Below are 25,742 nucleotides of genomic sequence, written 5' to 3'. Positions count from 1 at the left end.
CATTGGAAAACCCTGATTGTTTGACATTTGACCCATTTCACGCGACCGATACAAATGCGCCGCCTTCCCCGATTTCTGACAGCCCTTGTGGTCTTGGCCATAGCCGCCTTGGTTAACCAATTGTCGTATCGGTATTTCGAATCCGAGGAATTGTCGAAAGCCGAAGGGCGGTTGTCGCTTTATCACAGCACGGTCACGTCCGAGCTCGCGCGCTTTTCGCACCTGACGTATGTTCTGGCCCGCGATCCGTTTGTTGTGGCGACGGCCCAAGGTGGTGACCGTGATCTGTTGAATGATCGACTGAAAGATTTCGCGGCTCAGGCTGAATTGGATGCCATTTATTTGATGCAGCCCAGTGGTGCTACGATTTCGGCGTCTAATGCGCATCTGGAGGGCAGTTTTGTTGGTCAGAACTATGCCTTCCGTCCGTATTTCCAGACTGCGTTGGGCGGTGGGCAGGGTCGGTTCTACGGGATTGGTGCGACAACCGGTTTGCCCGGTTACTTTATCGCAGATGCGGTGCGCGACGGGGCCGATGCGGTTGTCGGCGTCATTGCGATCAAGATTGATCTGTCCCAATTGGCGCAAAGCTGGCGAGATTCTGGTGAACAAGTTTTGTTGGTCAATCAGGATGGCGTTGTCTTGTTGGCGTCAGATGAAGCGTGGCAATACCGCACGCTGACCGCATTGACCGATACGCAACGCGGCGCCATTGCACAAAGCCGCCAGTTTTCCGGTCAGGACCTTCAGCCATTGAAATGGTCGCCCCATGACGCGTTTCGTGCGTCGATTGGTGGTGATGAAAGATTACACGTGGTCGCGCGTGATTTGCCGCATGATTGGGCAATCCATTACTTTGCAAGCGATGACCGCGCTACGACCCGTACGTGGTTGGTGACTGCGGCTTTGATCTTTGCGGCGGGTTTGGCGTTTATCATGGTCCAAGTCCAAAGATCGCGCCGCATGGCTGTGGCTTTGCAAAAATCGGTCGACGAGGAAGCAGAGCTGCGGCGCGCAAATGATCGGCTGGCCGTAGAAATTGAGGACCGCCGCAGCGCCGAACGCCGTTTAAAACGGACGCAGGGTGAATTGGAACGGTCCAGCCGTCTGGCGGCATTGGGCCAGTTGTCCGCATCCGTGACCCATGAGCTTGGCCAACCAATTGCCGCGATGCGCAACCACATCGCGGCCGCTGAAATCAGTGCAAAGGCAGCGCCAGACATAGCAGGCAAAATCGGTGGTCTCGTGGATCGGATGGAAGGGATCACCCGTCAACTTAAGTTCTTTGCGCGGTCCGGCAGCGAACCGTTTGAACCATTCGATCTGCGTGACGCTTTGCAGGCGGCAATTGCATTGGTTGAACCGAATTACAGTGCTGGCGGAATTGCGTTGATCTCGGATATGCCTGACGAACCTGTCATGACGCGCGGGATCAAATTGCGGATCGAACAGGTCCTGACCAATGTCCTGCGCAATGCGGCGGATGCGGTTGAAGAGGTGGAAAGCCCCAGTGTTAGGGTCACATTGGGCGGCGATCCGGCGTGGGTGTCGGTCACTGATAACGGGCACGGTTTGGGGGATGCCACGCTTGCGGATTTGGCAGAGCCATTCATGACAACCCGTGATAGCGGACGTGGTATGGGGTTAGGTCTTGCCATTTCTGCGCAGATTGTGCGCGATCACGGGGGTGATATGACTGCTGAAAACGGCCCCGATCGCGGTGCGGTTTTTCATATCCGGTTTGCCGATACGACAGAGGATACGACACCATGAGCCATAGTATTTTGATCGTCGATGACGACAAAGCAATGCGTGAATCCTTGGTCGAATTGTTAGAAGCGGCGGGTTGGACGGCACACGCTTTGTCACGCGCAAGCGCTGTGGCTGATCAACTGGCAACGATGATGCCGGACGTGATTTTGTCGGATGTACGAATGCCGGGGATGTCCGGTCTCGATCTATTGGAAAGCCTTGATCCCAATTTTGCGCCGCCGCTTGTCCTGATTTCCGCACATGGTGACATTCCGATGGCGGTGCAGGCGATCCAAAGCGGGGCCTATAGTTTCGTTGAAAAACCGTATGAGCCACGTCGATTGCTGACGATTCTGCGGAATGCAGCGAACAACCACCGTATGACCCAAGCGAATGGTCGATTGCGGGAACGGTTGTTGCAGTTGTCCGGTCTTGATCGTGTGTTGCTTGGTCAGACTTACGAAATTAAGGCGCTGCGCGAAGACATCTTAGATATCGCCGAAGCGGATGCGCCTGTCATGGTGCTTGGTGAAACAGGGACTGGTAAAGAATTGGTCGCGCGTGCCCTGCATGATCTTGGGCGCAATCCTGATGGTCCGTTTTTGGCCCTGAACTGTGCGGCTTTGTCGGCGGAAACGTTCGAAACAGAGATGTTTGGCGTTGATGGCGGTGCCAAGGGCCGGTTGGTCGCGGCCAGTGGTGGAACGGTTTTTCTTGATGAAATTGCAGCGTGTCCGGCATTGGTCCAGGCCAAACTGCTGCGCGTCATCGAAGATAAAGAAGTCTTGCCGATTGGGTCCGCGACGCCTGTGTCCGTCGATATCCGCATTGTATCGGCCACGAACGAAGATCCCGACGCCGCCGTGTCGGCAGGAGATCTGCGTCAGGATTTGTTGTTTCGGCTGAATACCGTCGTTTTGAATATCCCACCGCTGCGCCAGCGTCGGGATGATGTGACGTTGTTGATGACGCATTTCTTGCGGGAATACGGCGAAGCCTACGAGATTGAACCGCCTGATATGGATAAGGATGATCTTGCTGCTCTGCTTGCACATGATTGGCCCGGCAACGTCCGTGAATTGCGCAACGTGGGGGAGCGTCGTGTTCTCGCAGCCCGTCGCGGGTCTGGTAGCATGGCGCGCGCCATTCGGAACGATCAGCAATTAGACGACGTGCCGGATGCGTTGCGATCTGCTGTTGCGGCTTTCGAACGCGAGTTGATTGGCAAAGCGATCACAGCGCACGCCGGACGCATGGATGCCGCCGCCGAAGCGCTGGGCATAGGCCGACGCACGCTGAACGAGAAGATTGTGAAGCTTGGTCTCGATAAAGACGCCCTATTGTAGATCAATTATCGACAAAATCACTCAGATAAGACTTGTTTCCCTTGAGGTGCGATCCATTTTAAACCAAAACGAGCCAACCATTTCGGCCTAAAGATCAGGAGTTCGCGTGTCCCTCTTCCTTATCGTTGCTTTGCCATTTTTAGGGGCGTTGCTGCCCGGCGTTATGAATGCTGCTGGCCGGACGGCCGTCGCAGGTGTCACGTTCATGGTGACTTTGATGGCCCTTGTGGGTTTGTTGACGAACCTGCCCGCAGTTCTGGCCGGTGATCTAGTCACCGCCCGCATTGATTGGATGCCACTGCTTGGTCTGAACATGACCTTGATGCTCGACGGGCTTGGGTTCTTCTTTGCTTGTCTGATCCTTGGGATTGGTCTTCTTATTATCACATACGGCCGCTTCTATCTGGCCCGCGAAGACAACATGGGCGAATTTTTCACCTATCTGTTGCTGTTCCAAGGGGCGATGGTCGGAATCGTTCTTTCCGATAACATATTGCTTTTGTTGATATTCTGGGAATTGACGTCACTGTCATCATTCTTGCTGATCGGCTACTGGAAGCATCTGCCCGAGGGTCGCCAAGGTGCCCGCATGGCCCTGACTGTCACGGGGATGGGTGGCCTTGCGATGATCGGTGGGATGATGATCCTTGGTCAGATCGTTGGCAGCTATGATTTGTCCGTGATCCTGCAAAACCGCGACTTGATTCAAGCTGATCCGCTGTATCTGCCTGCTTTGATCCTGATCTTATTGGGTTGTTTCACCAAGTCGGCCCAGTTCCCCTTCCACTTCTGGCTGCCTCACGCGATGGCGGCCCCGACGCCTGTGTCTGCCTATCTGCACTCTGCCACGATGGTGAAAGCCGGGATTTTCCTGATGGCCCGTATGTGGCCGGTGTTGTCCGGCACGCCCGAATGGTTTGTGATTGTGACCACCGCTGGCCTGATCACGATGGTTCTGGGCGCTGTGATTGCGCTGTTCAAACATGACCTGAAGGCTTTGTTGGCGTTTTCGACCGTTTCACATCTTGGTCTGATCACCATGTTGCTCGGAACAGGCACCGCGTTCGGCGCGATGGCAGCGATGTTCCATATCCTGAACCACGCGACGTTCAAGGCCGCTTTGTTCATGTCTGCCGGTATCATCGACCACGAAACCCACACCCGCGACATCCGCAGGCTGGGCGGTTTGCGTCACCTGATGCCGATCACCTTCGGGATCGCAACGATTGCAGCACTGTCGATGGCGGGTATTCCGCTGCTCAACGGGTTCTTGTCTAAAGAGATGATGCTGGAAGAAGCGGAGCACACGGTTCTGTTCAATTCACCGTTGTTAGTGCCTGTTCTTGCGACTATCGGATCGCTGTTCTCAGCCGCGTATTGTTTCCGCTTGATTGGTCACACATTCCTTGGGCCAAAGCGTGACGATTACCCTGCGCATCCGCATGATCCACCTGTTGGCATGTGGGGTCCGCCCGCGTTGCTGGCTGTTCTGGTCGTGCTGATCGGTGTCGCGCCGTTCCTTGCCGAGCCGTTTATCAAGATCGTCACGGCAGCAGTCTTGGGCGAAGCGGCAGAGGTGCCTGACGCGCATTTCAAGATTTGGCACGGCTTGGTGCCCGCGCTTTACATGTCCATCATCGCGGTTGTCGGCGGTTTGCTGATGCTGGCGATCTTCAATCCCGCGCTACGTTTGTGGGATGCGGCACCGCGGCCAGAAGCGAAAACAATCTTTGATGCAATCATCGCCGCTGCCGTCAGCCTGTCGCGCAAGATCATCGCGCCGCTGCATGATGGTGCGTTTTCACGCAATGCAGCGATTATGGCGGTGACGGTCGTTGCTGTCGGCTACCACGCTTGGGCAACCGGAACTGTGGCGCCGGCCACACGGGAATTGCAGCCCGCGAACTTCATTCAGATTGCTGGTTGGTTGATGTTGGTTGCTGCGACTTTGGGGCTCGTCTTCTTGCACCGCAATCGCCTGTTGTCACTGATCCTGATTGGGATTGTCGGCCTAATGGTTTCGGTTGGTTTTGTCGTGTTTAGCGCGCCTGATTTGGCGATGACCCAGCTGACTGTTGAAGTTGTCACAATTATTTTGCTGCTGCTTGCACTGAACTTCCTGCCGAACCGGACACCGATTGAAAGTAGTGCGTTGCGCCGGACATCTGACACGGTGATTTCCGTTGTCGTCGGTTTGGCTGCGATGGGTCTGTCCTACCACTACTTGCTGCGGGACACGATCGCACCGAGCATTTCCGAATACCACCTCGCCAATTCCTACAAAGGGGGCGGCGGTACGAACGTCGTGAACGTGATCCTCGTCGATTTTCGTGGCTTTGATACCTACGGCGAGATCATCGTGCTCGGGATCGCGGCCTTGCTGATTTACGCGCTGACCGAGACGTTGCTGTCCGGCCCTGTCCGCGCCCGTCTGCTGAACCGCAAACCCGATCAGCCGCGTGCGGGTGATATGCACCCGATGATGATGGTTGTGATGACCCGTGTGATTATGCCGGTCGTGTTGATGGTTGCGTTCTATATCTTCTGGCGCGGTCACAACGAACCGGGTGGTGGTTTCATCGCGGGTCTTGTCGCATCGATTGCGGTTGTGATGCAGTACATGGCGAGCGGCTTTAGCTGGACGTCGGCCCGTGTCCGCTATCCGTATCACGGTGTGATCGGGGCCGGTGTTCTGATCGCGGGTCTCACGGGGATCGGGTCGTGGTTCTTTGGTAGGCCGTTCCTGACATCCGACTTTACCTATGTGCGTATTCCGCCATTTGAGAAATTCGAGCTGGCAACCGCCGCATTGTTCGATCTGGGTGTTTTCCTTGCCGTTGTTGGTGCTGTGATGCTGTCGCTTGAAAGCTTCTCGCGACTGGCTCGTCGTGCCCATGTGGACGATCCGGATCACCCGATGGATATTGACCCATCCCGCGAAGACGATGAATTGAAAGCGGAGGCCCAATAATGGAACTTCTTGTTGCTTCCGCCATTGGCATTCTGACCGCTGCGGGTCTTTATCTGGTTCTGCGTTTGCGGACGTTCCCTGTGATTATGGGTGTATCGCTGCTGACTTATGCGGTGAACGTGTTCTTGTTCGCATCTGGCCGTTTGACTGTTGGCGCACCACCCATCCTGACGGATGCGACGACCTACACCGATCCTTTGCCTCAAGCGTTGGTCCTGACCGCGATTGTGATTTCTTTCGGGATGACTGCGGTCGTCGTGATGATCGCACTGGGCGCGTTCCTTGGCGCAAACGACGATCATGTTGATGATCCAAAACCCGAACAAGAGACGGGAGATGCGTCATGAGCCATTGGGTCATTCTACCTATCGTTTTGCCCGCGTTTCTGGCGCCGTTCATCGTGCTGGCCGCGCGGTATCACATCGGGATTCAACGGGTGATTTCGCTGGCCGGTATTGTCGGTCTGATCGTTGTGGCCTTGGGGCTGGCGTGGCAAGCATCTGATGGCACTGTGACGCTGTACCAGCTTGGTGATTGGGCAGCACCGTTCGGGATTGTCGTTGTCGCGGATCAGCTATCAACCTTGATGGTCCTGCTGACATCGGTGCTTGCGTTGTTTGTTATGCTCTATTCCATCGGGTCCGGTTGGGATGATCGCGGGCGGCATTTCCATGCTTTGTTCCAGTTCCAACTGATGGGCATCATGGGCGCGTTCCTGACGGGCGATTTGTTCAACTTGTTCGTGTTTTTCGAGGTATTGTTGATCGCGTCTTACGGTCTGATGATCCACGCGGGCGGCACTGTCCGTTTGCGGGCGGGTGTTCAATACGTGTTGTTTAACCTGCTTGGATCGACCCTGTTCCTATTCGCGCTTGGGTCGATCTACGCAGAGACAGGTACACTGAACATGGCTGATCTTGCTGTGCGCGTGCAGATGTTCGATCCGTTGGAATCGTCCGGTATCCGTGTTGCGGCCGTGCTGCTGTTGATGGTGTTCGCGATCAAAGCCGCGATTGTGCCGCTGCATTTCTGGCTACCGTCCAGCTACGCGGAAGCACCAGCACCTGTCGCGGCCTTGTTCGCGATCATGACAAAGGTTGGGGCCTACGCGATTATTCGGGTCTATACGATGATCTTCCCGCCAGAGCTTGAGGCGACTGTTGGCCTTCACGGTTGGTGGTTGATGCCTGCTGCACTCGTGTCGTTGGCTGTTGGCATGATCGGCGTATTGGCCGCGAAAAAGCTGGATCGTTTGATTGCGTTCTCGGTCATCGGATCTATGGGCATGGTGATGGTGTCGATTGCGCTGTTCACACCCGAAGGGATTGCAGCCGCGCTTTACTACATCGTGCATTCGACGTTGGCTGCGGCGGCCCTGTTCCTGATCGCTGACCTTGCACGCGCGGGTCGTGAAAACCTGAACCTGACGGCACAGCCGCCAATTGCAGGCGGTATTCTCACCGCTGCGATGTTCTTTGTTGCCGCCATTGCTATGGCTGGGCTGCCGCCGCTGTCCGGCTTCTTGGGCAAACTTCTGATTTTGGATGCTGCGTTTGACACGGCGACGATGGTTTGGGTCTGGGCAGTTGTGCTTGGGGCCAGCTTGATCAGCGTTGTGGGTTTTGCGCGGGCAGGCAGCACGGTGTTTTGGAAAGCAAGAGGCGTGCCCGTTCCCGAAGATGCAGAGGTCGCGGCACCGCCTGCTGCGTTGTCTTATGTCGCGGTCGGTGGGTTGATCGCGATGCTTGTGGCACACACGGTCTTTGCAGGACCCGCGACGTCTTACACGACGGCGATTGCCAAAGATTTGTTTGCGCCTGACGCGTATATCTCGACCGTTTTGGACACACCGGGCAAGCTGTCGGATTACAAAGACGATGGGTACGGTGACGACGATCACGCGACTGATGAAGAAGGTGAGCACTAGATATGAAACACCTCATTCAAAAACTGTTCCCACACCCTTTCCTGACGCTCTTGCTCGCCGTCGTTTGGACGATGCTGCAGAACAGCGTTTCTGCTGGGATGGTCGTCTTCGGGATCATTCTGGGCATCGTCATCCCGTTCCTGACCGCACGTTGGTGGCCGGATCGCCCTGACCGGATGCGCCTGATCCCGATGCTGAAATACTGTGTTTTGGTCGTTTGGGATATTCTTGTCGCGAACGTCCAAGTTGCTTGGATCATCCTCACGAAATCCAACGCGCAGATGAAACCGTGCTGGGTTATCATCCCGCTGGAGTTGAAGTCACCAGAGGCGATCACGATCCTTGCGGGAACGATCACGCTGACGCCCGGAACTGTTTCGGCTGATCTGTCCGACGAAGGGCACAGCCTGCTTGTGCATGCGCTGGATGCTGATGATCCGGACGCAGTGCGCGATGACATTAAAGACCGCTACGAACGCCGTTTGCTGGAGATATTCCAATGACCTTTGCAACTGATCTTGTGACATGGTGCCTGTACGCCGCGTTTATCATCGTGGCGATTTCCCAGATCATGGCGATGGTCCGACTGTGGAAAGGGCCAAGCACGGGCGACCGTATTCTAGCGCTGGACACGATGGTGATTAACGCCATTGGTTTGATCGTTTTGATCGGCATTTTCCAAGGCTCGCAAATCTATTTCGAAGCAACGCTGATCATTGCAATGCTCGGTTTCGTTTCCACGGTCGCATACGCCCGATTTGTACTGCGGGGGGACATCATCGAATGACTCTTGATCTTATTCTCACCATTGGCGTCGCGATTTCGCTGATTATTGGCCTGTTTTTTACGTTTGTCGCCGCCATCGGCCTGCTGAAACTTGATAATTCAATGAGCCGCCTGCACGCCCCGACCAAGGCAGGGACTGTCGGCATCGGTGCGTTCTTGATGGCGTCGATGTTGAACTCTTTCCTGATTGGGCAGGGGTCATTGCATGAATTGCTGATCATGGGGTTCTTGTTTGTGACGGCCCCGATTTCTGCGAATTTCATGGCGAAAGTGAACATTCACAACCAATCTTGTATCACGCCACCGCCGCCGCCACGCGATGATACATGGGCCACATTGAACGTGCCTGAAGCGGACCGCGAACTGGCAGAGACGCCTGTCGAAAGCTGAAAACCGGCTTTGCGGGAATCCGCAGGGCAGAACCACGTCGCTAGGCATTTTCTTGCATAGGCAGGTCGCAAATCCTTTGCTAGGCTTCCCTCAGACATCAGCATGTCTCTGGGAGGAAAATCATGCGTACTATTTTGAAATCATCCGCTGTTGTGGCTGTCACACTTGCATTTGCTGGCGAAGCTTTGGCCACCGAATGGAACGTATCGCTTTGGGGTAAACGCCGTGCGTTTACCGAACACGTTGAAAAGCTGGCTGAACTCGTCTCCGAGAAAACGAACGGCGAATTCACATTGAACATCAGCTATGGTGGTCTGTCCAAGAACACTGAGAACCTAGATGGTATTTCCATCGGCGCGTTTGAAATGGCGCAGTTCTGTGCGGGCTACCACCGCGATAAGAACCCATCCATCACAGTACTGGAATTGCCGTTCCTCGGCGTGTCATCGCTTGAGCAGGAAGTTGAATTGTCCATGGCTGTTTACGGCCACCCAGCAGCCCAAGAAGACCTTGGTCGTTGGAACGCGACGCTTTTGATGCCGTCCCCACTGCCGCAGTACAACCTTGTTGGTGTCGGCGATGCGCCTGCGTCCTTGGCTGACTTTGATGGTCTGTCCGTGCGTGCAACCGGTGGTATCGGTGCAGCGATGGAAGCCGTTGGCGGTGTTCCAACATCCATGTCCGCGACCGAAGTACGTCAGGCGATGGACAGCGGCGTTGTGAAAGCGGTCGCATTCGCACCACACGCACACATGTCATTTGGCACAATCGAAAATGGTACGTGGTGGACGACAAACCTGAACCCGGGCACTGTGAACTGCCCCGTTGTGGCGAACACTGACGCGTTGAACGACCTGTCAGACGATCACCGCGCTGCATTGATGGATTCCATCGACGAAGCGCTTGATCATTATGTGTCCAACTACAACGACAACACGATGGTTGCATGGGGCCCAGCATTGGAAGAGCGCGGGATCACATCTGTGACATTCACAGATGACGAAATCGCAGCCTTCAAAGAAGCCGCTGCTGCCCCTGCTGCTGAAGCATGGATCGCGGATAACGCGGGTCGTGGTTTGCCTGCGCAAGAACTGTACGATCTTGTGACTGGCATGATCGCTGGCGACAGCTAAACCCTGATACAGACCCCGCGCTGATACTGTCGGCGCGGGGTCTTTCTCATTTTTGGACGGAGACCTGCCATGGCTGGTTCATCCCTTGTGCTGTCCGACGACAGTACGCTCAGTAAAATTGACCGACAGCTCTACAAACTCGAAAGCGCTTTTGCCCTGATTAGTGGTTTGGCGGTTTTTTGTTTGATGCTGCTGGCCGTTGTGTCCGTTGGCGGGCGCAACTTTCTTAACCAACCGCTGCCCGGATATGTCGATTGGATTCAGCAGGCGATGCCGCTGATCGCCTTTATGGGCGTTTCGTTTACCCAGCGGGACGGTGGTCACATCCGGATGGACATGATCGTTAGTAAGCTTAGCGGTCGTCCATTGTATATTGTCGAACTGATCACGACACTGACCATTTTGATCCTGATGATCCTGCTTGTTTGGGGCACTTGGGCGCATTTCGCGCGCAGCTTTGATTTCGGATCTCCCATGTGGAGTCGCGACAGTTCAATGGATATCGCCCTGCCACTGTGGCCCGCGAAACTGTTGGCACCCGTCGCATTTGGCGTCCTGTGCTTGCGATTGATGTTGCAGGTCTGGGCCTATGTCCGCGCCATCATCCGCAATGAAGAACAGGCAATCGCCGTGCCCCTTGTCGCTGATGCCGCAACCCAAGCCCGCATGGAGGCCGAGACGGTCTCTGGCGCAGAAGAAGGCCGTTAAACATGGAACCGATTGATATTGGCCTGATCGTTTCAGGCGGCATGTTGGTGCTGGTTTTGCTGGGGATGCGTGTTGCATTCGCGGCGGCAATGGCAGGCATGACCGGTTTGATTTGGATTTTCTGGGCGAAGAAGGGGTACGATCCTGAACAGTTCATGTGGGCGCTGACCGTTTCGGTGAAAACCGCAGGGCAGGTGCCACATTCAAAGGTCGCGTCACAAGCGCTGAGCTTGATCCCGACATTCATTCTGATCGGTTATCTGGCCTATTATGCGGGGCTGACGCAGGCGTTGTTCGAAGCTGCGAAGCGTTGGTTTGCGTGGGTGCCGGGCGGTTTGGCTGTGTCGACAGTATTCGCGACAGCTGGTTTCGCAGCGGTGTCTGGCGCATCCGTTGCGACATCAGCGGTATTCGCGCGCATCGCGATCCCAGAAATGTTGGATATTGGCTATGACAAACGTTTCGCGGCTGGTGTTGTGGCTGCAGCAGGAACGCTGGCGTCGTTGATCCCGCCGTCTGCTATTTTGGTCATCTATGCGATCATCGTGGAACAAGACGTGGGTAAATTGCTGCTTGCAGGTTTCGTGCCCGGTGCGTTTTCTGCGATCGTTTATGCGTCTCTAATCATCGGGATGGCGATGACGTTCAAGAATTTCGGCCCACCCGTGCGCGGCTTTACATGGCGTCAACGGTTTGAATCGCTGCCTCCTGCGCTGCCTATCGTGTTCGTGGTTCTGACGATCATCTTGTTCGTTTATAACCCGTTTGGCGGCGACGCTTGGGGTACGCCCACAGAGGGCGGCGCCATTGGTGCGTTCGTCGTATTCTTGGTCGCGATGTATCGCGGAATGCGCTGGCACCAGCTGAAAGACGCCTTGTTAGAGACCGCAAAACTAAGCGTGATGATTTTCACGATCATCTGGGGCGTGTTGATCTATGTCCGCTTCTTGGGCTTTGCTGACCTACCGGGTGCGTTTTCCGATTGGATTACGTCGTTGAGCATGGCGCCAATGCTGATCCTGATCTGCATCTTGTTGGCCTACGCTGTGCTGGGCATGTTCATGGACGCGATCGGGATGCTACTGCTGACACTGCCGGTGGTCTATCCGGCCGTCATGGCGCTGAACGGTGGCGAAGCGGTTGCGGCCGTGGACAGCACATTCGGCATGTCTGGTCCGATGTGCGCGATCTGGTTTGGGATCTTGGTGGTGAAAATGGCGGAGTTCTGTCTGATCACACCGCCTATCGGTCTCAACTGCTTCGTCGTGGCGGGTGTTCGCGATGACCTTAGCGTACAGGACGTATTCAAAGGCGTGACACCGTTCTTCATCGCTGATGCGATTACAATCGCCCTGCTGGTCGCGTTCCCTTGGATCGTGCTTTGGCTACCCAGCCAAGTTTAACCTGCGGCAATATTTTCAAGGGCGGCGCGGTCGATCAGACGTAAGCGCCGCCCTTGTGTATTCAGAATACCAAGTTCTGCCCACGATTTGAGATGGCGGTTTACGTTTTCACGGGCAAGACCGCTGAATTCCCCAATTTCCGTTTGGGAAAACCGTTCGGACAGGAGTGTCGCGTTCTCTTCCACAACGCCCCATTTGTCGAACAGTCGCAATAATGCTTGCGCGAGCCGCGGCCCACCTTCAGTGATTGATTGGGTAGTGAACATGTCGGAGGCGTTGCGAACTTTGCGGCATAGTTCGGTAATGATCGCTTGGGCAATCGCAGGGCGTTCGGTCACAAATTTCAGGATGTTTTCGCGCGACAAAACTAAACCGGTCACCGGTGTTGTTGCCACCGTGTCAGCGCTGCGCACCCCGCCATCCAAAGCCGCGATTTCACCAAGAACTTCGCCCGGTCCCATATGCGCAAGCACGGATTTGCGGCCTGTCATTGATGTGACCGAAACCTCGACCCTGCCGGTTTCGATGAGCATCACCATCTGACCTGGTTCGCCCGCCGCAAAGATCATCTGCCCCGCTGGATAAGTTGCACGACGCGCGTTTTCAAACAGGACGCGGCAGTCTGCAGGGGCCATCGCTGCAACCAGAATACTGCTGCTTTCGTCCAACTTGGCGTCAAAAATGCTCATGAGGTTTTATCTGGTGTCGGGCCTGACCGGTCAAGCATTGGCCATGCGATCCCTGTCCTTCGCATAGGTTGACAGGTGGAACTGGGCTGCACAGGGTGGTTGTGGAGGGGGAAGGTCATGCTGCGATACGTCTGTATTTCGGATTTACACGCCGGTGCGCCGACCAGTCTGCTGATGAATTTACCCGAAGGTGGCGCGATAGGGCCGCCCGAACCCAGCCCTGTCACGCATAGCTTTGTCGATGTGGTCAGCGCCTTGTTGGGCGTGCAAGACAAGCCGCAGCTGATACTGTTGGGGGATGTGCTGGACCTGCAATTTTCGGACCGCACCCATGCTTACCACAATGCACAAGGTTTTCTGACGCGTCTGCAAAAAAGCGGCTGTTTTGCAGACAAAGTAATAGCGACGGCAGGCAATCATGATCACGCTTTATGGACCGACGCTCGGCTTGCGCTAGACGTCGCTGGGATGTCGTCAAATGGCGTAACCTATCGCAACGCAACCCCCGCATTTCGCGAAGCGCCAAACGCGCGCAGTCGGATGTTGGACGCTCTGGTCAAAGATGCGGGCTTTGGCGATGTCGATTTGCGATATCCGAACATTGGATTTGAAAAGGATGGCCGCGCAGTTCTGCTTCATCACGGGCATTTCTTTGAGGAAGGATATCTTCTGATCAGCACATTGCGCGACATCTTTTCAAACGGTGATCGCGCGGAACTGACTGTCGCTGATATTGCTGGTGAAAACGCTGGTTGGATTGATTTCTTTTGGTCGACCATCGGCGACGCGGGGCTATCGAGTGATGCCAGTGATTTGTATCAGAACCTGCTGACAAGCACGGGTTTTCGGAAGCTATCGGCCCAAGTCGCCGAAATTGTCAGCGCCGAATTGGGTGAAAAGCTGCCGTTGGCGGGTGATCTGCGCGTGCAAGAAGTGCTGCGGATCGCGTCTCGTGTGCTGTTGGACGCCACTGTCGGCAAATACCGTGACACCGAACGTTTCGCCGTTATCGAATCCCTTACCACCAAAGGTCGTGACGGTTTCGCGTCTTTCATGGGTGGTCCGATACGTCGACAGATCATGGATGAACTGGGGCATGTGCCCGACGATCTGACTGTGATCTTTGGCCATACACACAAACCATTTTCGGAACGGATGAAGGTGTCCGGTTTTGACGTGCCGCTAAAGGTCTACAACACGGGCGGTTGGGTGCTGAACGATCCGCGACTTGATACCAAAGAAGGGGCGGCGATGGTGTTGATCGACGATGACCTGAATGTCGTGGCTCTGCGTCTTTTCATGACGCCGCAAGCCGGAATTGTGCCACTTGCTTATCTCGAAGTACTTAGCGAACCCCGCGCCAGTATGCAGGCGTTTGTCAAAGACCTGCAGGCGCGTAAGGCGACCCCTGACATGCAGCGCATCCTGTCTGATTTCGCAGAAACGGTTCGGGTAGCTTACGTCGATCGCCAAGCGATGCTGCTTGATTTGACCGCGCAAGGGGTATCATCATGACGTTTTACCTGCCGCCGCTCTCGCGATGCTTTTCGAAGGCACCTGTCGATCACAACATCATTGTCGTCGGGTCCGGTTACGGGGGCGGCGTGGCTGCATCCCGGCTAGCACGCACTGGTCAGGCTGTCACTGTTCTTGAACGCGGTCGCGAAATTCATCCGGGCGACTACCCGCGTGAAATGTCAGCGGCGATGGGTGAATTTCAAGTCCACCTGAGTAAGACGGGAGAGGTTTTAGGGAAACCTGATGGCCTTTACGATATGCGGATCAATGATGGCGTGCATGTGCTTGTCGGGTGTGGATTAGGTGGGACGTCCCTGATCAACGCCAATGTCGCGATTGAAGCGGATCCGCGCATTTTCAAACATTGGCCTGCCCCGTTTTCGCAAAACACCGATATCCTGAAGCCCTATTATGCGCGGGCCCGCGAGATGCTGGGTTCTACGCCGTATCCGCGTACAAAGCCTAAGTTTGAGGCTCTTGAAAAGGTGGCTGACGGATTGGGTGCCGATTGTCTGCGGCCCGATATCAATGTCACATTTGACGGGCAGCACACAAAGGCAGGGCTTTGGCAGCCGCCCTGCAACGACTGCGGCGATTGCGTGTCTGGCTGCAATTACGGGGCCAAGAACACGGTCCTCATGAACTACCTGTTAGATGCTTGGCGCCATGATGCGCAGATATTCACAGGCGCGTCTGTCCGTTATGTGACGAAGATTATTGACCCAAAGACGCATGAAACCAGTTGGGAAGTCACGGTTGGTGATCTGGTCCTGACCGCTAAGATTGTGATCTTGGCTGCTGGCACATTGGGCACGACTGAAATTTTGATGCGCAGTCGAACTAAAGGATTGCCTGTCAGTGCGCAGTTGGGGCAGCGGTTTTCGGGCAATGGTGATGTTTGGGCCTTTGGGTACAACACCAACATGGCTGACGGCGACGGCCGATTGCCGGTGTACGGTGTCGGCGCGGGTGATCGGACCGTCACGGCGGAGACACAGGACCGCTATCTGCCCGGTCCCTGCATCACCGGCATGATCGATTTGCGTGATCGTACCGAAACGCTGGAAGACGGGTTGATCATCGAAGAAGGCGTCATGCCCGGCGCATTGGCGGCAGGTTATGCGGCTGTTTTACCGATGATGGAGGCGTTGATGGGCGATCCGTTCCGGTTCGGGGACGTCACAGAACGCTTGAAAGATGCCGCTGATCTCGGGGCTGCGTTGATTGATGATCCGTCACAGCTGGCCGAGACGTCTTACGATGGCCCCGTTTCACGGACCTTGCCATATCTGGTAATGAGCCATGATGCCTCTGACGGGGTGTTGAAAATGTCAGGTGATATGATCGTCGTGGATTGGCCGGATGCAGGTCTTGATCCTGCGATTGTCGGTGATGCGGAGGTGCTGCGCCAAGGCAGTGATGCGATCAAAGCCGAATTTATGCCGCTTCCGTTTTGGCAGGATGCTTTTGGGAACCGTGTGATGACGGTGCATCCCATCGGCGGCTGCGGCATGGGGGAAACGGCTGCGGATGGCGTGGTGAACGCCGATTGCCAGGTCTTCGATCCTGACGGCGGTGTCCACAACGGGTTGTACGTTTGTGACGGTGCAGCCTTGCCTCACGGTGTCGGCGTGAACCCACATCTGACAATCACGGCTGTTGCAGAACGGGCGATGGAACGTCTGGCTGAGGCGCAAGATTGGACGATTGACTGGACCGATCTTGCCCCCTTGCCAAAAGGCGATAGCGCAGATGTTCAGGCTGATCCGTACAATTTGCTGAAGCGGTTAATGAAACCGCTGCGGTCTTGTAAGGTCGCGATTGCCACTAACGAATATGACGATGCCCGCAACGCGCTGGAGAAAGCTTGGAAAAGTGTCGTCATTGGTTACAGAATCTACGTCAATTCTGACACCGATCCGGAATTCCCCATCATTTCCGCCGATGACCTGCTGGTGCTCGTCGAAAACGACGCAGTGATGAAAGAGGCTATTGGTCCGGCGCTTGAACAAATCATCACTGTGCTAGACGCCATCTTGGCCGCGCATGATGACCCTGACGGCCCAAGTCTGATGTCGGTTCTGCAAGATCACATGGGTGATTTTTCGCCACCTGCCACGTTGAATGAAACGATGGTCGGTCACATTTCCGCAAATGGTCTGAACGACACCCCGCGTCCCACGCGGCCCTACGAAGTCGCCGCAGCCGTGCCTGAGGTGACGACGTTAACAACGGTCATTCAGACGCCGCAGATCCGTGCAACGCTGACTCCGCCTGACGGCATTGCCACGATCACAGAGGGTGAATTTACCAGTCCGTTTTTAGGGGGCACCTTTGACGTCGAAGGCGAATTCGCATTTTTAATGCCGAACACGGACAAGGTTGAATGCTGGGAAATGCGATATTCTGGCAAATTGAACCCGAAGGATCATGTTGGGCGCACCTTCACCTTTAACGGCATCAAGACGATCAAACGGCGTGAACAGTCCCATTGGTGGACCGACTTGACGGAAATCGAACTGGATATTCTTCACGGCGATAAGCTGGTCGCGCAGGGTATTTTGGTCGTTGGTGTCGAAGAAGCGATGCGGCAGGCCAGCACCGTTCAAATCGGGCACGGCGGCGATGATCTCCGTCAGGCATTTGAGAATATGTATAGGGACATGCAGTTCGACGGTGAAACGATCAAGACTTTGCCTGACGTTTTGAATAATTCAGAAGTGCGGGCAAGAGTGATCCAAGCAATGGCGTATCTGCTTGATCGCAAAGCCGAGAATTCAAAAGCACAATCCGCGCTAGAGGCCGCATCGAAACAGCAGGTCGCTGCCCGTTTCGTGGGAACGATTGCGCGGTGTTATGGCGATATCTACGCCTATTTGATGAACTTTCCAGCACAGGACGCTGGCGATGACATCCCGCCCGCTGACCTACCGGAACCCACGGTTTTTCATCCAAGCGTGGGGGATGACCTGACCGTCAAATTGACCCGATATGATGGGGGCGGCAAAGGGCCTGTAATGCTGGCGGGTGGTTTCGGGACAAAGGCGTCGTCTTTTGCGTTGTCCACCGTCCACACCAATCTTGTTCAGGTGCTGTACCGTGCCGGTTACGATGTCTGGCTATTCGACTATCGCGGCAGCGGCGACATCGCTGCCAGCAGGCAACCATTCACGCTTGATGATGTGGCGATGGTGGATTGGCCAAGCGCGATTAGCTGTGTTCTAGAAAACACCCCTGATGATGTGGTGGACGTACAGACAATCGTTCATTGTATAGGATCGATGTCACTGTTCATGGCCGTGCTTGCGGGTGAAACACGGGTCCGGTCGATTATCGCATCCCAAACGGGTCCACATGCGGTTACAAACTGGGCGAATTACGCCAAAGCAGATGCAGGTTTGGCCCGTTATGTTGGCGAAGGTCTACCTGAAAACATGTGGGGTTTGGTCGATCTGATGAACCTTGGGCCGGTTCTGACGTATATGGCTAAAACGGGTGTTGGGACGGTGGAGCCGCGATCCCCGAGCTTGACGATGATTGGTCCTGACCTTGATCCGGCTATCGACGGTCTGCTTTGGAAAGTTCCGAATTTTGCGCCGTCGGATTGCTACAGTCCGACTTGCCATCGGATCAACTTTTTCTTTGGTCCCAGCTATCATCATCCACAATTAAATCAGGCGACACATAACGCGATCCGCCATTTGTTTGGGCCGGTGCATCCCAAACCATTCCAACACATCGCCAAGATATTCGGGCAAGGGCACGCCGTTAGTATGGATGGCAAGACCAATTACCTTGATGGTGTCGCGCGTATGACGATGCCGGTCCATTTTATCGCGGGTGACTGTAATCAAGAAATGATGCCAGAAGCGACCATCCGGTCCCTGAAGTGGTTGCACGATGCTTTCCCGGATCACCAGTCACGATACAGCCGCAAGCTCATCCCGCATTACGGGCATATGGACTGCTTTATCGGCAAAGACGCAGCACGGGATGTGTTTCAGCATTTACTTGCCACGTTGGACGACACGACCTAGCGTCAACTTATGGTGAAATCGTGACGGATCCCCTTGGCGAAAAGCGGTGGACGGCCATGCTGGCGGTCGACATGGTCGATTTTACCCGGATCCTGCAACAGCTTGGGGATGAACGGGTTTTTGCGTTGCTAGAACACGTTCTTGCCATGGCCAAAGCCCAAGTGACGGCCCATGGCGGTCAGGTGATCGATACGGCGGGCGATGGTTTTTTGGCTGCATTTGGCGCGCCACGCGCGCTTGAAAACGCCAGCCTTCAGGCCTGTAAAGCAGCATGGGCATTCCAGCAGGGCATTGCGGGCGATGTTGATGCGCTTCACGCGAAATTTGGTGTCGCCCCCCAATTCCGCAGCGGCATTGCGGGCGGGAATGTCATGGTGATCAAAGGGCGTGATCAGGATGTCAAAGTTGTTGGCGATTCCGTCAATCTGGCCGCCAGATTACAGGCCATCGCAGACCCCGGCTGCATCGTTCTGTCCGAAGACATCCGACGGGAAACGGACGGGTTTTTACAAACCTCGGATCTGGGGCCGCAACCTGTGAAAGGTTATCGGGTCGCTGTTCGTGTTCATCAAATGGATGGCGTCACGGCACCCCGATCACGATTTGAAGGCGCGCGCCACAGTGCAGCACCCGCATTTGTTAGTCGCGAGGTCGAGCTTGATCAAATCCTTGATGCGCAGTCGTCTGCCGGCATTTCCGCGATCATCGGTCCACCCGGCATAGGCAAATCGCGTTTGTTGTTTGAAGTCATCGGGCGGATGAAAGACAGGCCCGTCTTTGTCGGACAATGCGCACCAATGGGACAGGTCGGGTTTGCACCGATATATGACATTATTCGTCAAGCCAGCTCTGTTGGGGCTGAAGCAGATTTTACCGTCGCGCTGGATGCGCTGCACAAATCTCAGCCCGAAATTTGCGATCCCGCATTGATCGCTCAGGCAATCCAACCAAAGGATAATCAAACCGATCCGCTGACGCGTGTTTTGCAGGAACGCGATGCGCTTATGGCAATTTTGCGCGGGTTGTCTCGATTGAATGGCGCTGTTTTTGTGATCGAAGATGTGCATTGGATTGATACGGCGACACATGATCTGATCGGATTGCTCAAGGACGACCCTGTCCCGTTGATCGTCACAAGCAGACCCACACATCTGCCCGTTTGGATTGATCCGAATGCGCCGACCACCTTCGACCTACAACCGATGAAGCAGTCCGATATCCGCAGCATCGTTGAGGCGGGGTTTGCGCGCGCCATTTCGCCAGCAATGGCAAATGATGTTGCGCAGAAATCTGAAGGCAATCCGTTGATCGCTGTCGAAATTGCCCGCGCGTTGCGTCAGGGTGATGCGTTGTATGATGGCCCCGACGGACTAGAGATCAAGGGCGACAGCCATGACTATCTGACTGGTAACTTGCAACAGATGGTACTGAGCCGCGTTGATCGTCTACCTGAAAACCAGAAGGCGATGTTGCAAGTGGCTGCTGCAATCGGGCGCGACTTTCCAACTGATATTCTAAATGCGGCGACTGAGCGGGACGATTGCACAAGTGACTTGGATCAAATGGTTGGATTGGTCGAAGCAACTTCTGGCGGCGGTTGGCGTTTTGCGCATGCCCTGATCCGGGATGCGGTTTACGCGGGGCTGTTGACGGGCGCGAAGGCAGGCATACACCACCGTATTGCCATCGCGATTGAGCAAAGCCCAACAAAAGTAACGGAACGTACCAGTCAGCTTGCCTATCACTTTGTGCAGGCAGGTGTCCCGCCCAAAGCCGTTCATTACCTTATCAAATCCGCAAAGCTTCAATTGGCGACATACGCGTTGGAAGAGGCTGATCAAAACCTTGAACAAGCCATGCAAATGATCGAGGCGGACCCGACCGTTATTGATGACATGGCGCTGGGCGAAATGGCTGCGACATGGTTTCACGTGTTGGATATTTCGGTGCAGCACAATCGGTCCCGCGCGATCGCGACGCGGATTTTTCCGCGGTTGGAGAAGGCCGGATATACGCCGGATCTGGGCAAAGCGCGGACGTCGCATGCAATGGCCCTGACGCATCTGCGCGATTATGAAACCGCGCTAAAGCTGGCGAAAACGACGCTAACTGACGCGGGTATAGCGGGTGATGCGTTGGGGGCTGCGTGGGCCAAGGTTGTCTTGATGCGGATCTATGAAGAAACGAACTGGGAACCGCTTGAAACTGTCGAACGTCTTGCGGCCGAAGTGGAACCCGTTGCCGTTGCTGCCGGTGATCGGTTTCTGGCGATGACCGCTCTTTATCTGTTGTCGTCGATTTACCGGTCGTCGGGGCGGCGCGTGCGCGCGCTTGCCGTAGCGGATACAATTGCGGATGCTGCGCGGACCCAAAATGATCGTCGCGCGTTGTCTTTCGCCCAATGGTCGCGCGCACTGGTCTACACAGTCGAAGGCAATCCTGAGGCGACATACCGCGCGGTGAAAGTAAGTATGCGTGACGCCATTCCGGGTACTGCGGATTACTACGCATCAACGTGTATCGAAGTATTCGCGCACAGCTTTATGTACCCCGTTGCTGATGTGCGGAAGCGGTTGCACCCTTTGCGGGCACGTGTTTGGGAATTAGGCGACTACAACCTGATCCATTCCCTTGATTGGATCGAAGTCGTTTTGGCGGTCAAGAATGGCAATCTTGCCTTGGGTTGGCGGTTGATCAATGCCCTGATCAAAGACGTGGACGCGAAGGGCAATATCAACCTGATCCGGCAGACCTATATCCTGAGGTCAGAAATTTTGTTGGCCATTGCGGGTTTGATCGATCCTGACGCAGAAGCGCCCGAAGGCCGTCCTGACTTTGCCAAAGACAAACCGAGCATCGCGGACATTGCTCTTTTTGTGCAACTCAAACTGACCGCAAAGCGACGCGCGGCATCGGATTTGAAGACCTTCACGACAAACCTTGGCGGCCCAAGAGGTGCGCATTTTGCGCGCGCCCAGATCGGATTGGGCCTGATTGCCTTGTCAAACCGTGAACATAAGCGTGCTGAAACGCTACTGAAAGAGGGTTTTGAGATTGCGACCGCCGAAGGGATGGCCTTGCTCATGACGCGCGCCGAAGATGCGTTGCGCAAATTACACGGGTAGGGCGCTTGCGTCCTTGAGGTCTTCCATCACGATTTGGCTATGTACCCGCCCGATTGACGGATGCGGCAAAAGCACGTCTTGGGTGAACCTGTTTAATGCCGGAAGGTCGGCGCAATAGACCCGCAGCAAGTAATCAGCGTCGCCGGTCATGGTCCACGCGCCTGTAATCTCGCGCCGCGTTTTGATCAGCCTGAGAAACGATGCGTGGGTTTCTTTCGTGTGGGCGTCAGTTTGAACTTGGATAAATGCCTGAACCGTCAGGCCGATTTTGACGGCATCTACCTTGTAAACCGTGCCCGTGATGTAGCCGTCTTCTTCAAGGCGTTGTCGTCTGCGACTGATTTGAGATGCTGACAAGTTCAAGGTTTGGGACAGCTTTGCAGCAGATGTCTGCGCATCGGCTTGCAGCAAGGCAAGCAAATGTTCGTCTGTTTGGTCAAGTGGTCTCATGCGTCATTCATGCGTGATTTTACAAATATGCGCAAGATTGACGTGCATTTTGCGATCCAAGTTTGAAATTCGCGCCCTTGCCGCACCCTTCGTGCGATACGGTGGTGAAATGCAAATATGGAGTTTCCAATGGGTCCGTTTCCACACGACGCGCCACGCGCCACAATCACTGATGAAAACCCTGCTGGGACTGATGGGTTTGAATTCGTTGAATTCGCCCATGAAGACCCCGAGCAACTGCGCGTATTGTTCACCAAAATGGGTTACACGCATACGGCTACGCATAAATCAAAAGCCGTCGAACTTTGGCAGCAGGGCGACATCACGTATGTGATCAATAACGCAGCTGGTACGCATGGCATGGATTTTGTGACCGAACACGGTCCTTGCGCCCCATCTATGGGTTGGCGTGTCGTGAACGCCCAACATGCCTTTGATCATGCCGTGAAAATGGGTGCCGAACCTTATGTCGGCGACGGCAAAATCATGGATGTCCCGGCGATCAAGGGGATCGGTGGGTCACTGCTGTACTTCATTGAAGATTACTATGACACGAACCCGTACAACGCAGAATTCGACTGGGTGTCTGATGCGCATCCCGAAGGCGTTGGTTTTCACTACCTCGATCACCTGACGCACAATGTGCATAAGGGGAACATGGACGTCTGGTTCAAGTTCTACGGCGACCTGTTCAATTTCCGCGAAATTCGGTTCTTTGATATCTCTGGTAAACATTCTGGTCTGACGAGCCGCGCGTTGACGTCGCCTTGTGGGCGTATCCGTATCCCGATCAACGAAGACCGCGGTGAAACCGGTCAGATTGTCGAATATCTGAAGCGCTACAATGGCGAAGGCATCCAGCACATCGCCGTAGGTGCTCGTGATCTGTATGCCGCCACTGACGAAATTTCAGAGCGCGGAATCAAGTTTATGCCAGCCCCGCCGCCCACCTATTACGACCTATCGAAGGAACGCGTTGGTGGTCACCAAGAACCGCTTGATCGGATGCGCAAGCACGGCATTCTGATTGACGGTGAAGGTGTGCTCGACGGCGGTGAAACCCGCATCCTTTTGCAGATCTTCTCGAAGACCGTGATTGGCCCGATCTTCTTTGAATTCATCCAGCGCAAAGGCGACGATGGCTTTGGGGAAGGTAATTTTAAGGCCCTGTTCGAAAGCATCGAGGCAGATCAGATCGCACGGGGTGTGCTGAAAGCCAGCTAAGCGGATTGTATCTGGTACGCGAAACCACTTGTGAACGGCCAAGGTGCGATGCAGCTTGGCCGTAATTCATGTGGGGACGGTGCGGATGACGCGTATCTTTATCAATGGCTTGGGTCGTATTGGACGAACCGTGCTACGTGCATGGGCATATGGTGCTGTTCCAGAAGTCGAGGTTGTTGGAGTCAATGATCTATGCGCGCCTGACCTGTGCGCGCATCTGTTCGAATACGATAGTATCTTTGGTCCGTTCCGTGGCGATGTCGCGCTACAAGACGGTGCACTTGTCATCAACGGCAAGCCAATCCCACTGCACACAACCGATGATCTCAGCACGCTTGATCTGACTGGCGTCGATGTGGCGATGGAATGTACGGGCACCGCAGGTTCGGTCGCCGTTGCATCACGTGGTTTGAAAGCGGGCGCGTCTCGCGTTCTGATCTCCGGCCCATCCGACGCCGCAGATGTGACGTTAGTTCTGGGCGCGAACGACCATCTGTTAGCGGACCAGAAGATTGTCTCAAACGCGTCATGTACGACAAACGCTTTGGCGCCGCTGGTCAAGCTGATAGACGACACTTGGGGCCTCAAAACAGGCTGGATGACGACAATCCATTGCTACACCGGTAGCCAGCCCACAATTGATGCGCCGCGAGGGGATTTCGGGCGCAGCAGGGCCGCATCCCTGTCGATGGTGCCGACAACAACATCGGCGCATCGCTTGCTGGATCAGGTACTGCCGCAAACCGCAGGTCGGGTTGAGGGGGCGGCCGTTCGGGTGCCTGTGGCGTCTGTGTCTGCCGTTGATCTGACCGTGACGGTCGACGCAAAGGTAGCCCTTGATGACGTACAAGCAGTGCTTTCGCAGCAATCCGGTATCATTGGATCAACCGACAAACACCTCGTATCCACAGACCTACGGGCGCGCCCAGAAAGTCTGATCGTCGCCTTACCGGAAACACGCGTGACCCAAGGGGGGCTTGTCCGGATATACGGCTGGTATGATAACGAATGGGGCTTTTCGAACCGAATGCTCGAAATGGCTGCTCGCATGGGGTGATCATAGGGGACCAACAATGGATGACAGCAATTACGTGCTCAAGGCTGATGACATCGCAAAGATGGAAGGCCTGCAGAAGACCCATTTCCTGAACTCGAATGCGCAGCGTATCAATAAATCTCTGGGTGATCTCACAGGGCTGACCGGGTTCGGATTTCATATCATTTCGGTTGAACCGGGGTGCGAGACAACAGAACACCATGTCCATCACCATGAAGACGAATGTGTTTACGTGCTGGCGGGAACCGCAACAGCCTATATCGGCGACGAAGCGCACGAAATCGGTCCTGGTGATTTCATAGGTTATCGCAAGGGTGGCCTTGCACATTCGATCAAGAACACCGGAACCGAGACGTTTCAATGCATTGTTGTAGGGCAAAGGCTGCCGCACGATGTTGGCGATTACACGCGTCTGGGTAAGCGTATTTATCGCAACGAAGGCCTCTCGTGGAACCTCGTTGATCACGACGATATCGGGCTGACAACTGCAGGTGCCAAGATCAAGTAAGGGGTGATTCGGGATCTTTATCAGCAACGATTCAGAGATATATTGTCTACGCAGCGCGCCCAATAGACTGGCCTTTGGCGCATTGTTTTGGAAAATCACTTGAACATGCCGAATAATTTGTCATGCCATTGCTCGAATAAGGCAGAAAGCAGCGTGGTGCTGTTGTTGCTAAAGGTGAAACAATGACTGGGTGTCGGGGAGCTTGCGTCTGAAGTTCCCCCTATAATTCTGGCAATAATCCCGGATAATTGTGTCGCTTTGGTTTACAGTGTGTCGCGCTTCGTGGATGGGCAGAGGTCAGCAAACAAGCGATTGTCGAAAATCGCCACATTGAGACAGATTTGGGGCGGTTTTTCTTTGGTGACGTTTGGATGGTGACCTAAAGTGGTGAAAGCTTGGCAGCAGGCTGACGGTTGTTGGGGCAATCGTGCCTTCCTCAGATCTGAGGGATGCGAAGAATGATGGTGTCTGTGGTAGTGGCCTGTTTCACAGGTGTATCCGGATGAATGGAATTGTAGCTGATGGCAGTTGTGTCGTCAGGGTGTGGCTGGACGTTACGACAAGCGTTGAATGGTACGGCTTATTAGAGCCTTAGGAGAATGAGTTATGACGAAGACGATTGATTTTAATGATCTATCTGGTGGTACGATTGTTGATAATGAATACCAGTCTGCGGGTGTGACTATTCAGGCTTGGACGGCTGGTGGTGTTGGTAATC

19 protein-coding genes are annotated in these 25,742 nt (G+C 54.9%); 17 read left to right on the top strand and 2 right to left on the bottom strand.

Translation table 11 applies throughout. The features are described from left to right. The first annotated feature begins 54 nt into the window (after positions 1-54). The 11 genes from MWU61_RS15760 (at position 55) to MWU61_RS15710 (ending at position 12,416) form a co-directional block, all read left to right on the top strand. Positions 55-1,773 carry an ATP-binding protein gene (locus tag MWU61_RS15760; RefSeq protein ID WP_247129382.1) on the top strand — a complete coding sequence of 573 codons (1,719 nt, stop codon included), beginning with the start codon at positions 55-57 and terminating at the stop codon, positions 1,771-1,773. Next, positions 1,770-3,098: a sigma-54 dependent transcriptional regulator gene (locus MWU61_RS15755; protein ID WP_247129380.1), complete on the top strand. Its 1,329-nt coding sequence runs from the start codon at positions 1,770-1,772 to the stop codon at positions 3,096-3,098. The genes MWU61_RS15760 and MWU61_RS15755 overlap by 4 nt, the downstream gene beginning before the upstream one ends. Before the next feature lie 106 nt (positions 3,099-3,204). Beyond that, a complete protein-coding gene (locus MWU61_RS15750) occupies positions 3,205-6,069 on the top strand; it encodes a monovalent cation/H+ antiporter subunit A (RefSeq protein WP_247129378.1) in 2,865 nt (954 codons plus the stop codon). Continuing rightward, complete coding sequence (locus MWU61_RS15745; protein ID WP_247129376.1) at positions 6,069-6,416, top strand: Na+/H+ antiporter subunit C; 348 nt, start codon at positions 6,069-6,071, stop codon at positions 6,414-6,416. The genes MWU61_RS15750 and MWU61_RS15745 overlap by 1 nt, the downstream gene beginning before the upstream one ends. Then, on the top strand, positions 6,413-7,996 hold the full coding sequence (locus MWU61_RS15740) for a monovalent cation/H+ antiporter subunit D (protein WP_247129375.1): 1,584 nt from the start codon (positions 6,413-6,415) through the stop codon (positions 7,994-7,996). The genes MWU61_RS15745 and MWU61_RS15740 overlap by 4 nt, the downstream gene beginning before the upstream one ends. 2 nt (positions 7,997-7,998) lie before the next feature. After that, positions 7,999-8,499, top strand: a complete 501-nt coding sequence (locus tag MWU61_RS15735; RefSeq protein WP_247129374.1) for a Na+/H+ antiporter subunit E — start codon at positions 7,999-8,001, stop codon at positions 8,497-8,499. Next, positions 8,496-8,783 carry a K+/H+ antiporter subunit F gene (locus tag MWU61_RS15730; RefSeq protein WP_247129373.1) on the top strand — a complete coding sequence of 96 codons (288 nt, stop codon included), beginning with the start codon at positions 8,496-8,498 and terminating at the stop codon, positions 8,781-8,783. The genes MWU61_RS15735 and MWU61_RS15730 overlap by 4 nt, the downstream gene beginning before the upstream one ends. Beyond that, complete coding sequence (locus MWU61_RS15725; RefSeq protein ID WP_247129372.1) at positions 8,780-9,172, top strand: monovalent cation/H(+) antiporter subunit G; 393 nt, start codon at positions 8,780-8,782, stop codon at positions 9,170-9,172. The genes MWU61_RS15730 and MWU61_RS15725 overlap by 4 nt, the downstream gene beginning before the upstream one ends. A gap of 122 nt (positions 9,173-9,294) precedes the next feature. Then, on the top strand, positions 9,295-10,305 hold the full coding sequence (gene dctP, locus MWU61_RS15720) for a TRAP transporter substrate-binding protein DctP (RefSeq protein ID WP_247129371.1): 1,011 nt from the start codon (positions 9,295-9,297) through the stop codon (positions 10,303-10,305). A gap of 69 nt (positions 10,306-10,374) precedes the next feature. Further along, complete coding sequence (locus MWU61_RS15715; protein ID WP_247129370.1) at positions 10,375-11,013, top strand: TRAP transporter small permease; 639 nt, start codon at positions 10,375-10,377, stop codon at positions 11,011-11,013. 2 nt (positions 11,014-11,015) lie between these two features. Next, positions 11,016-12,416 carry a TRAP transporter large permease gene (locus MWU61_RS15710; RefSeq protein WP_247129369.1) on the top strand — a complete coding sequence of 467 codons (1,401 nt, stop codon included), beginning with the start codon at positions 11,016-11,018 and terminating at the stop codon, positions 12,414-12,416. Here MWU61_RS15710 and MWU61_RS15705 read toward each other — a convergent pair. After that, positions 12,413-13,105 (bottom strand): Crp/Fnr family transcriptional regulator, encoded by a 693-nt coding sequence (locus MWU61_RS15705; protein ID WP_247129368.1) that lies wholly within the window; start codon positions 13,103-13,105, stop codon positions 12,413-12,415. The genes MWU61_RS15710 and MWU61_RS15705 overlap by 4 nt on opposite strands. Positions 13,106-13,222: 117 nt before the next feature. Here MWU61_RS15705 and MWU61_RS15700 point away from each other — a divergent pair, with 117 nt between their 5' ends. Genes MWU61_RS15700 through MWU61_RS15690 form a run of 3 tightly spaced genes read left to right on the top strand, consistent with a single transcriptional unit; the run spans position 13,223 to position 21,785 of the window. Then, positions 13,223-14,620 carry a metallophosphoesterase gene (locus MWU61_RS15700; RefSeq protein ID WP_247129366.1) on the top strand — a complete coding sequence of 466 codons (1,398 nt, stop codon included), beginning with the start codon at positions 13,223-13,225 and terminating at the stop codon, positions 14,618-14,620. Then, positions 14,617-18,660, top strand: coding sequence for a GMC oxidoreductase (locus tag MWU61_RS15695; RefSeq protein WP_247129365.1), 4,044 nt, complete (start codon positions 14,617-14,619; stop codon positions 18,658-18,660). Before MWU61_RS15700 ends, MWU61_RS15695 begins: the two co-directional genes overlap by 4 nt. A gap of 20 nt (positions 18,661-18,680) precedes the next feature. Next, on the top strand, positions 18,681-21,785 hold the full coding sequence (locus tag MWU61_RS15690) for an adenylate/guanylate cyclase domain-containing protein (protein WP_247129363.1): 3,105 nt from the start codon (positions 18,681-18,683) through the stop codon (positions 21,783-21,785). On the opposite strand, the gene MWU61_RS15685 is transcribed toward MWU61_RS15690, so the two are convergent. Beyond that, a complete protein-coding gene (locus MWU61_RS15685) occupies positions 21,774-22,235 on the bottom strand; it encodes an Lrp/AsnC family transcriptional regulator (RefSeq protein ID WP_247129361.1) in 462 nt (153 codons plus the stop codon). The two genes, MWU61_RS15690 and MWU61_RS15685, sit on opposite strands and share 12 nt — an antisense overlap. A gap of 129 nt (positions 22,236-22,364) precedes the next feature. Here MWU61_RS15685 and hppD point away from each other — a divergent pair, with 129 nt between their 5' ends. From hppD to MWU61_RS15670, 3 genes are all read left to right on the top strand, one after another. Next, on the top strand, positions 22,365-23,459 hold the full coding sequence (gene hppD, locus MWU61_RS15680; protein WP_247129360.1) for a 4-hydroxyphenylpyruvate dioxygenase: 1,095 nt from the start codon (positions 22,365-22,367) through the stop codon (positions 23,457-23,459). 85 nt (positions 23,460-23,544) lie between these two features. Continuing rightward, positions 23,545-24,516, top strand: coding sequence for a glyceraldehyde 3-phosphate dehydrogenase NAD-binding domain-containing protein (locus MWU61_RS15675; RefSeq protein ID WP_247129359.1), 972 nt, complete (start codon positions 23,545-23,547; stop codon positions 24,514-24,516). A gap of 16 nt (positions 24,517-24,532) precedes the next feature. Beyond that, entirely contained in the window at positions 24,533-25,024 is a 492-nt protein-coding gene (locus tag MWU61_RS15670) for a cupin domain-containing protein (protein ID WP_247129358.1), read from the top strand. The last annotated feature ends 718 nt before the right edge of the window (positions 25,025-25,742 follow it).

Source organism: Loktanella sp. F6476L (genome assembly GCF_023015725.1).
In the GTDB taxonomy this organism is placed as follows: Bacteria; Pseudomonadota; Alphaproteobacteria; order Rhodobacterales; family Rhodobacteraceae; genus Yoonia.
Note: the sequence above shows the minus strand (reverse complement) of the source record. Positions and strands in the feature narration are given on the sequence as shown.

Coding starts and splice junctions, on each gene's coding strand:
- hppD (WP_247129360.1), top strand. CDS start 22,365: ATGGGTCCGTTTCCACACGACGCGCCACGCGCCACAATCACTGATGAA.
- MWU61_RS15670 (WP_247129358.1), top strand. CDS start 24,533: ATGGATGACAGCAATTACGTGCTCAAGGCTGATGACATCGCAAAGATG.
- MWU61_RS15685 (WP_247129361.1), bottom strand. CDS start 22,235: ATGAGACCACTTGACCAAACAGACGAACATTTGCTTGCCTTGCTGCAA.
- MWU61_RS15740 (WP_247129375.1), top strand. CDS start 6,413: ATGAGCCATTGGGTCATTCTACCTATCGTTTTGCCCGCGTTTCTGGCG.
- MWU61_RS15695 (WP_247129365.1), top strand. CDS start 14,617: ATGACGTTTTACCTGCCGCCGCTCTCGCGATGCTTTTCGAAGGCACCT.
- MWU61_RS15745 (WP_247129376.1), top strand. CDS start 6,069: ATGGAACTTCTTGTTGCTTCCGCCATTGGCATTCTGACCGCTGCGGGT.
- MWU61_RS15735 (WP_247129374.1), top strand. CDS start 7,999: ATGAAACACCTCATTCAAAAACTGTTCCCACACCCTTTCCTGACGCTC.
- MWU61_RS15700 (WP_247129366.1), top strand. CDS start 13,223: ATGCTGCGATACGTCTGTATTTCGGATTTACACGCCGGTGCGCCGACC.
- MWU61_RS15705 (WP_247129368.1), bottom strand. CDS start 13,105: ATGAGCATTTTTGACGCCAAGTTGGACGAAAGCAGCAGTATTCTGGTT.
- MWU61_RS15710 (WP_247129369.1), top strand. CDS start 11,016: ATGGAACCGATTGATATTGGCCTGATCGTTTCAGGCGGCATGTTGGTG.
- MWU61_RS15715 (WP_247129370.1), top strand. CDS start 10,375: ATGGCTGGTTCATCCCTTGTGCTGTCCGACGACAGTACGCTCAGTAAA.
- MWU61_RS15725 (WP_247129372.1), top strand. CDS start 8,780: ATGACTCTTGATCTTATTCTCACCATTGGCGTCGCGATTTCGCTGATT.
- MWU61_RS15730 (WP_247129373.1), top strand. CDS start 8,496: ATGACCTTTGCAACTGATCTTGTGACATGGTGCCTGTACGCCGCGTTT.
- MWU61_RS15755 (WP_247129380.1), top strand. CDS start 1,770: ATGAGCCATAGTATTTTGATCGTCGATGACGACAAAGCAATGCGTGAA.
- dctP (WP_247129371.1), top strand. CDS start 9,295: ATGCGTACTATTTTGAAATCATCCGCTGTTGTGGCTGTCACACTTGCA.
- MWU61_RS15760 (WP_247129382.1), top strand. CDS start 55: ATGCGCCGCCTTCCCCGATTTCTGACAGCCCTTGTGGTCTTGGCCATA.
- MWU61_RS15675 (WP_247129359.1), top strand. CDS start 23,545: ATGACGCGTATCTTTATCAATGGCTTGGGTCGTATTGGACGAACCGTG.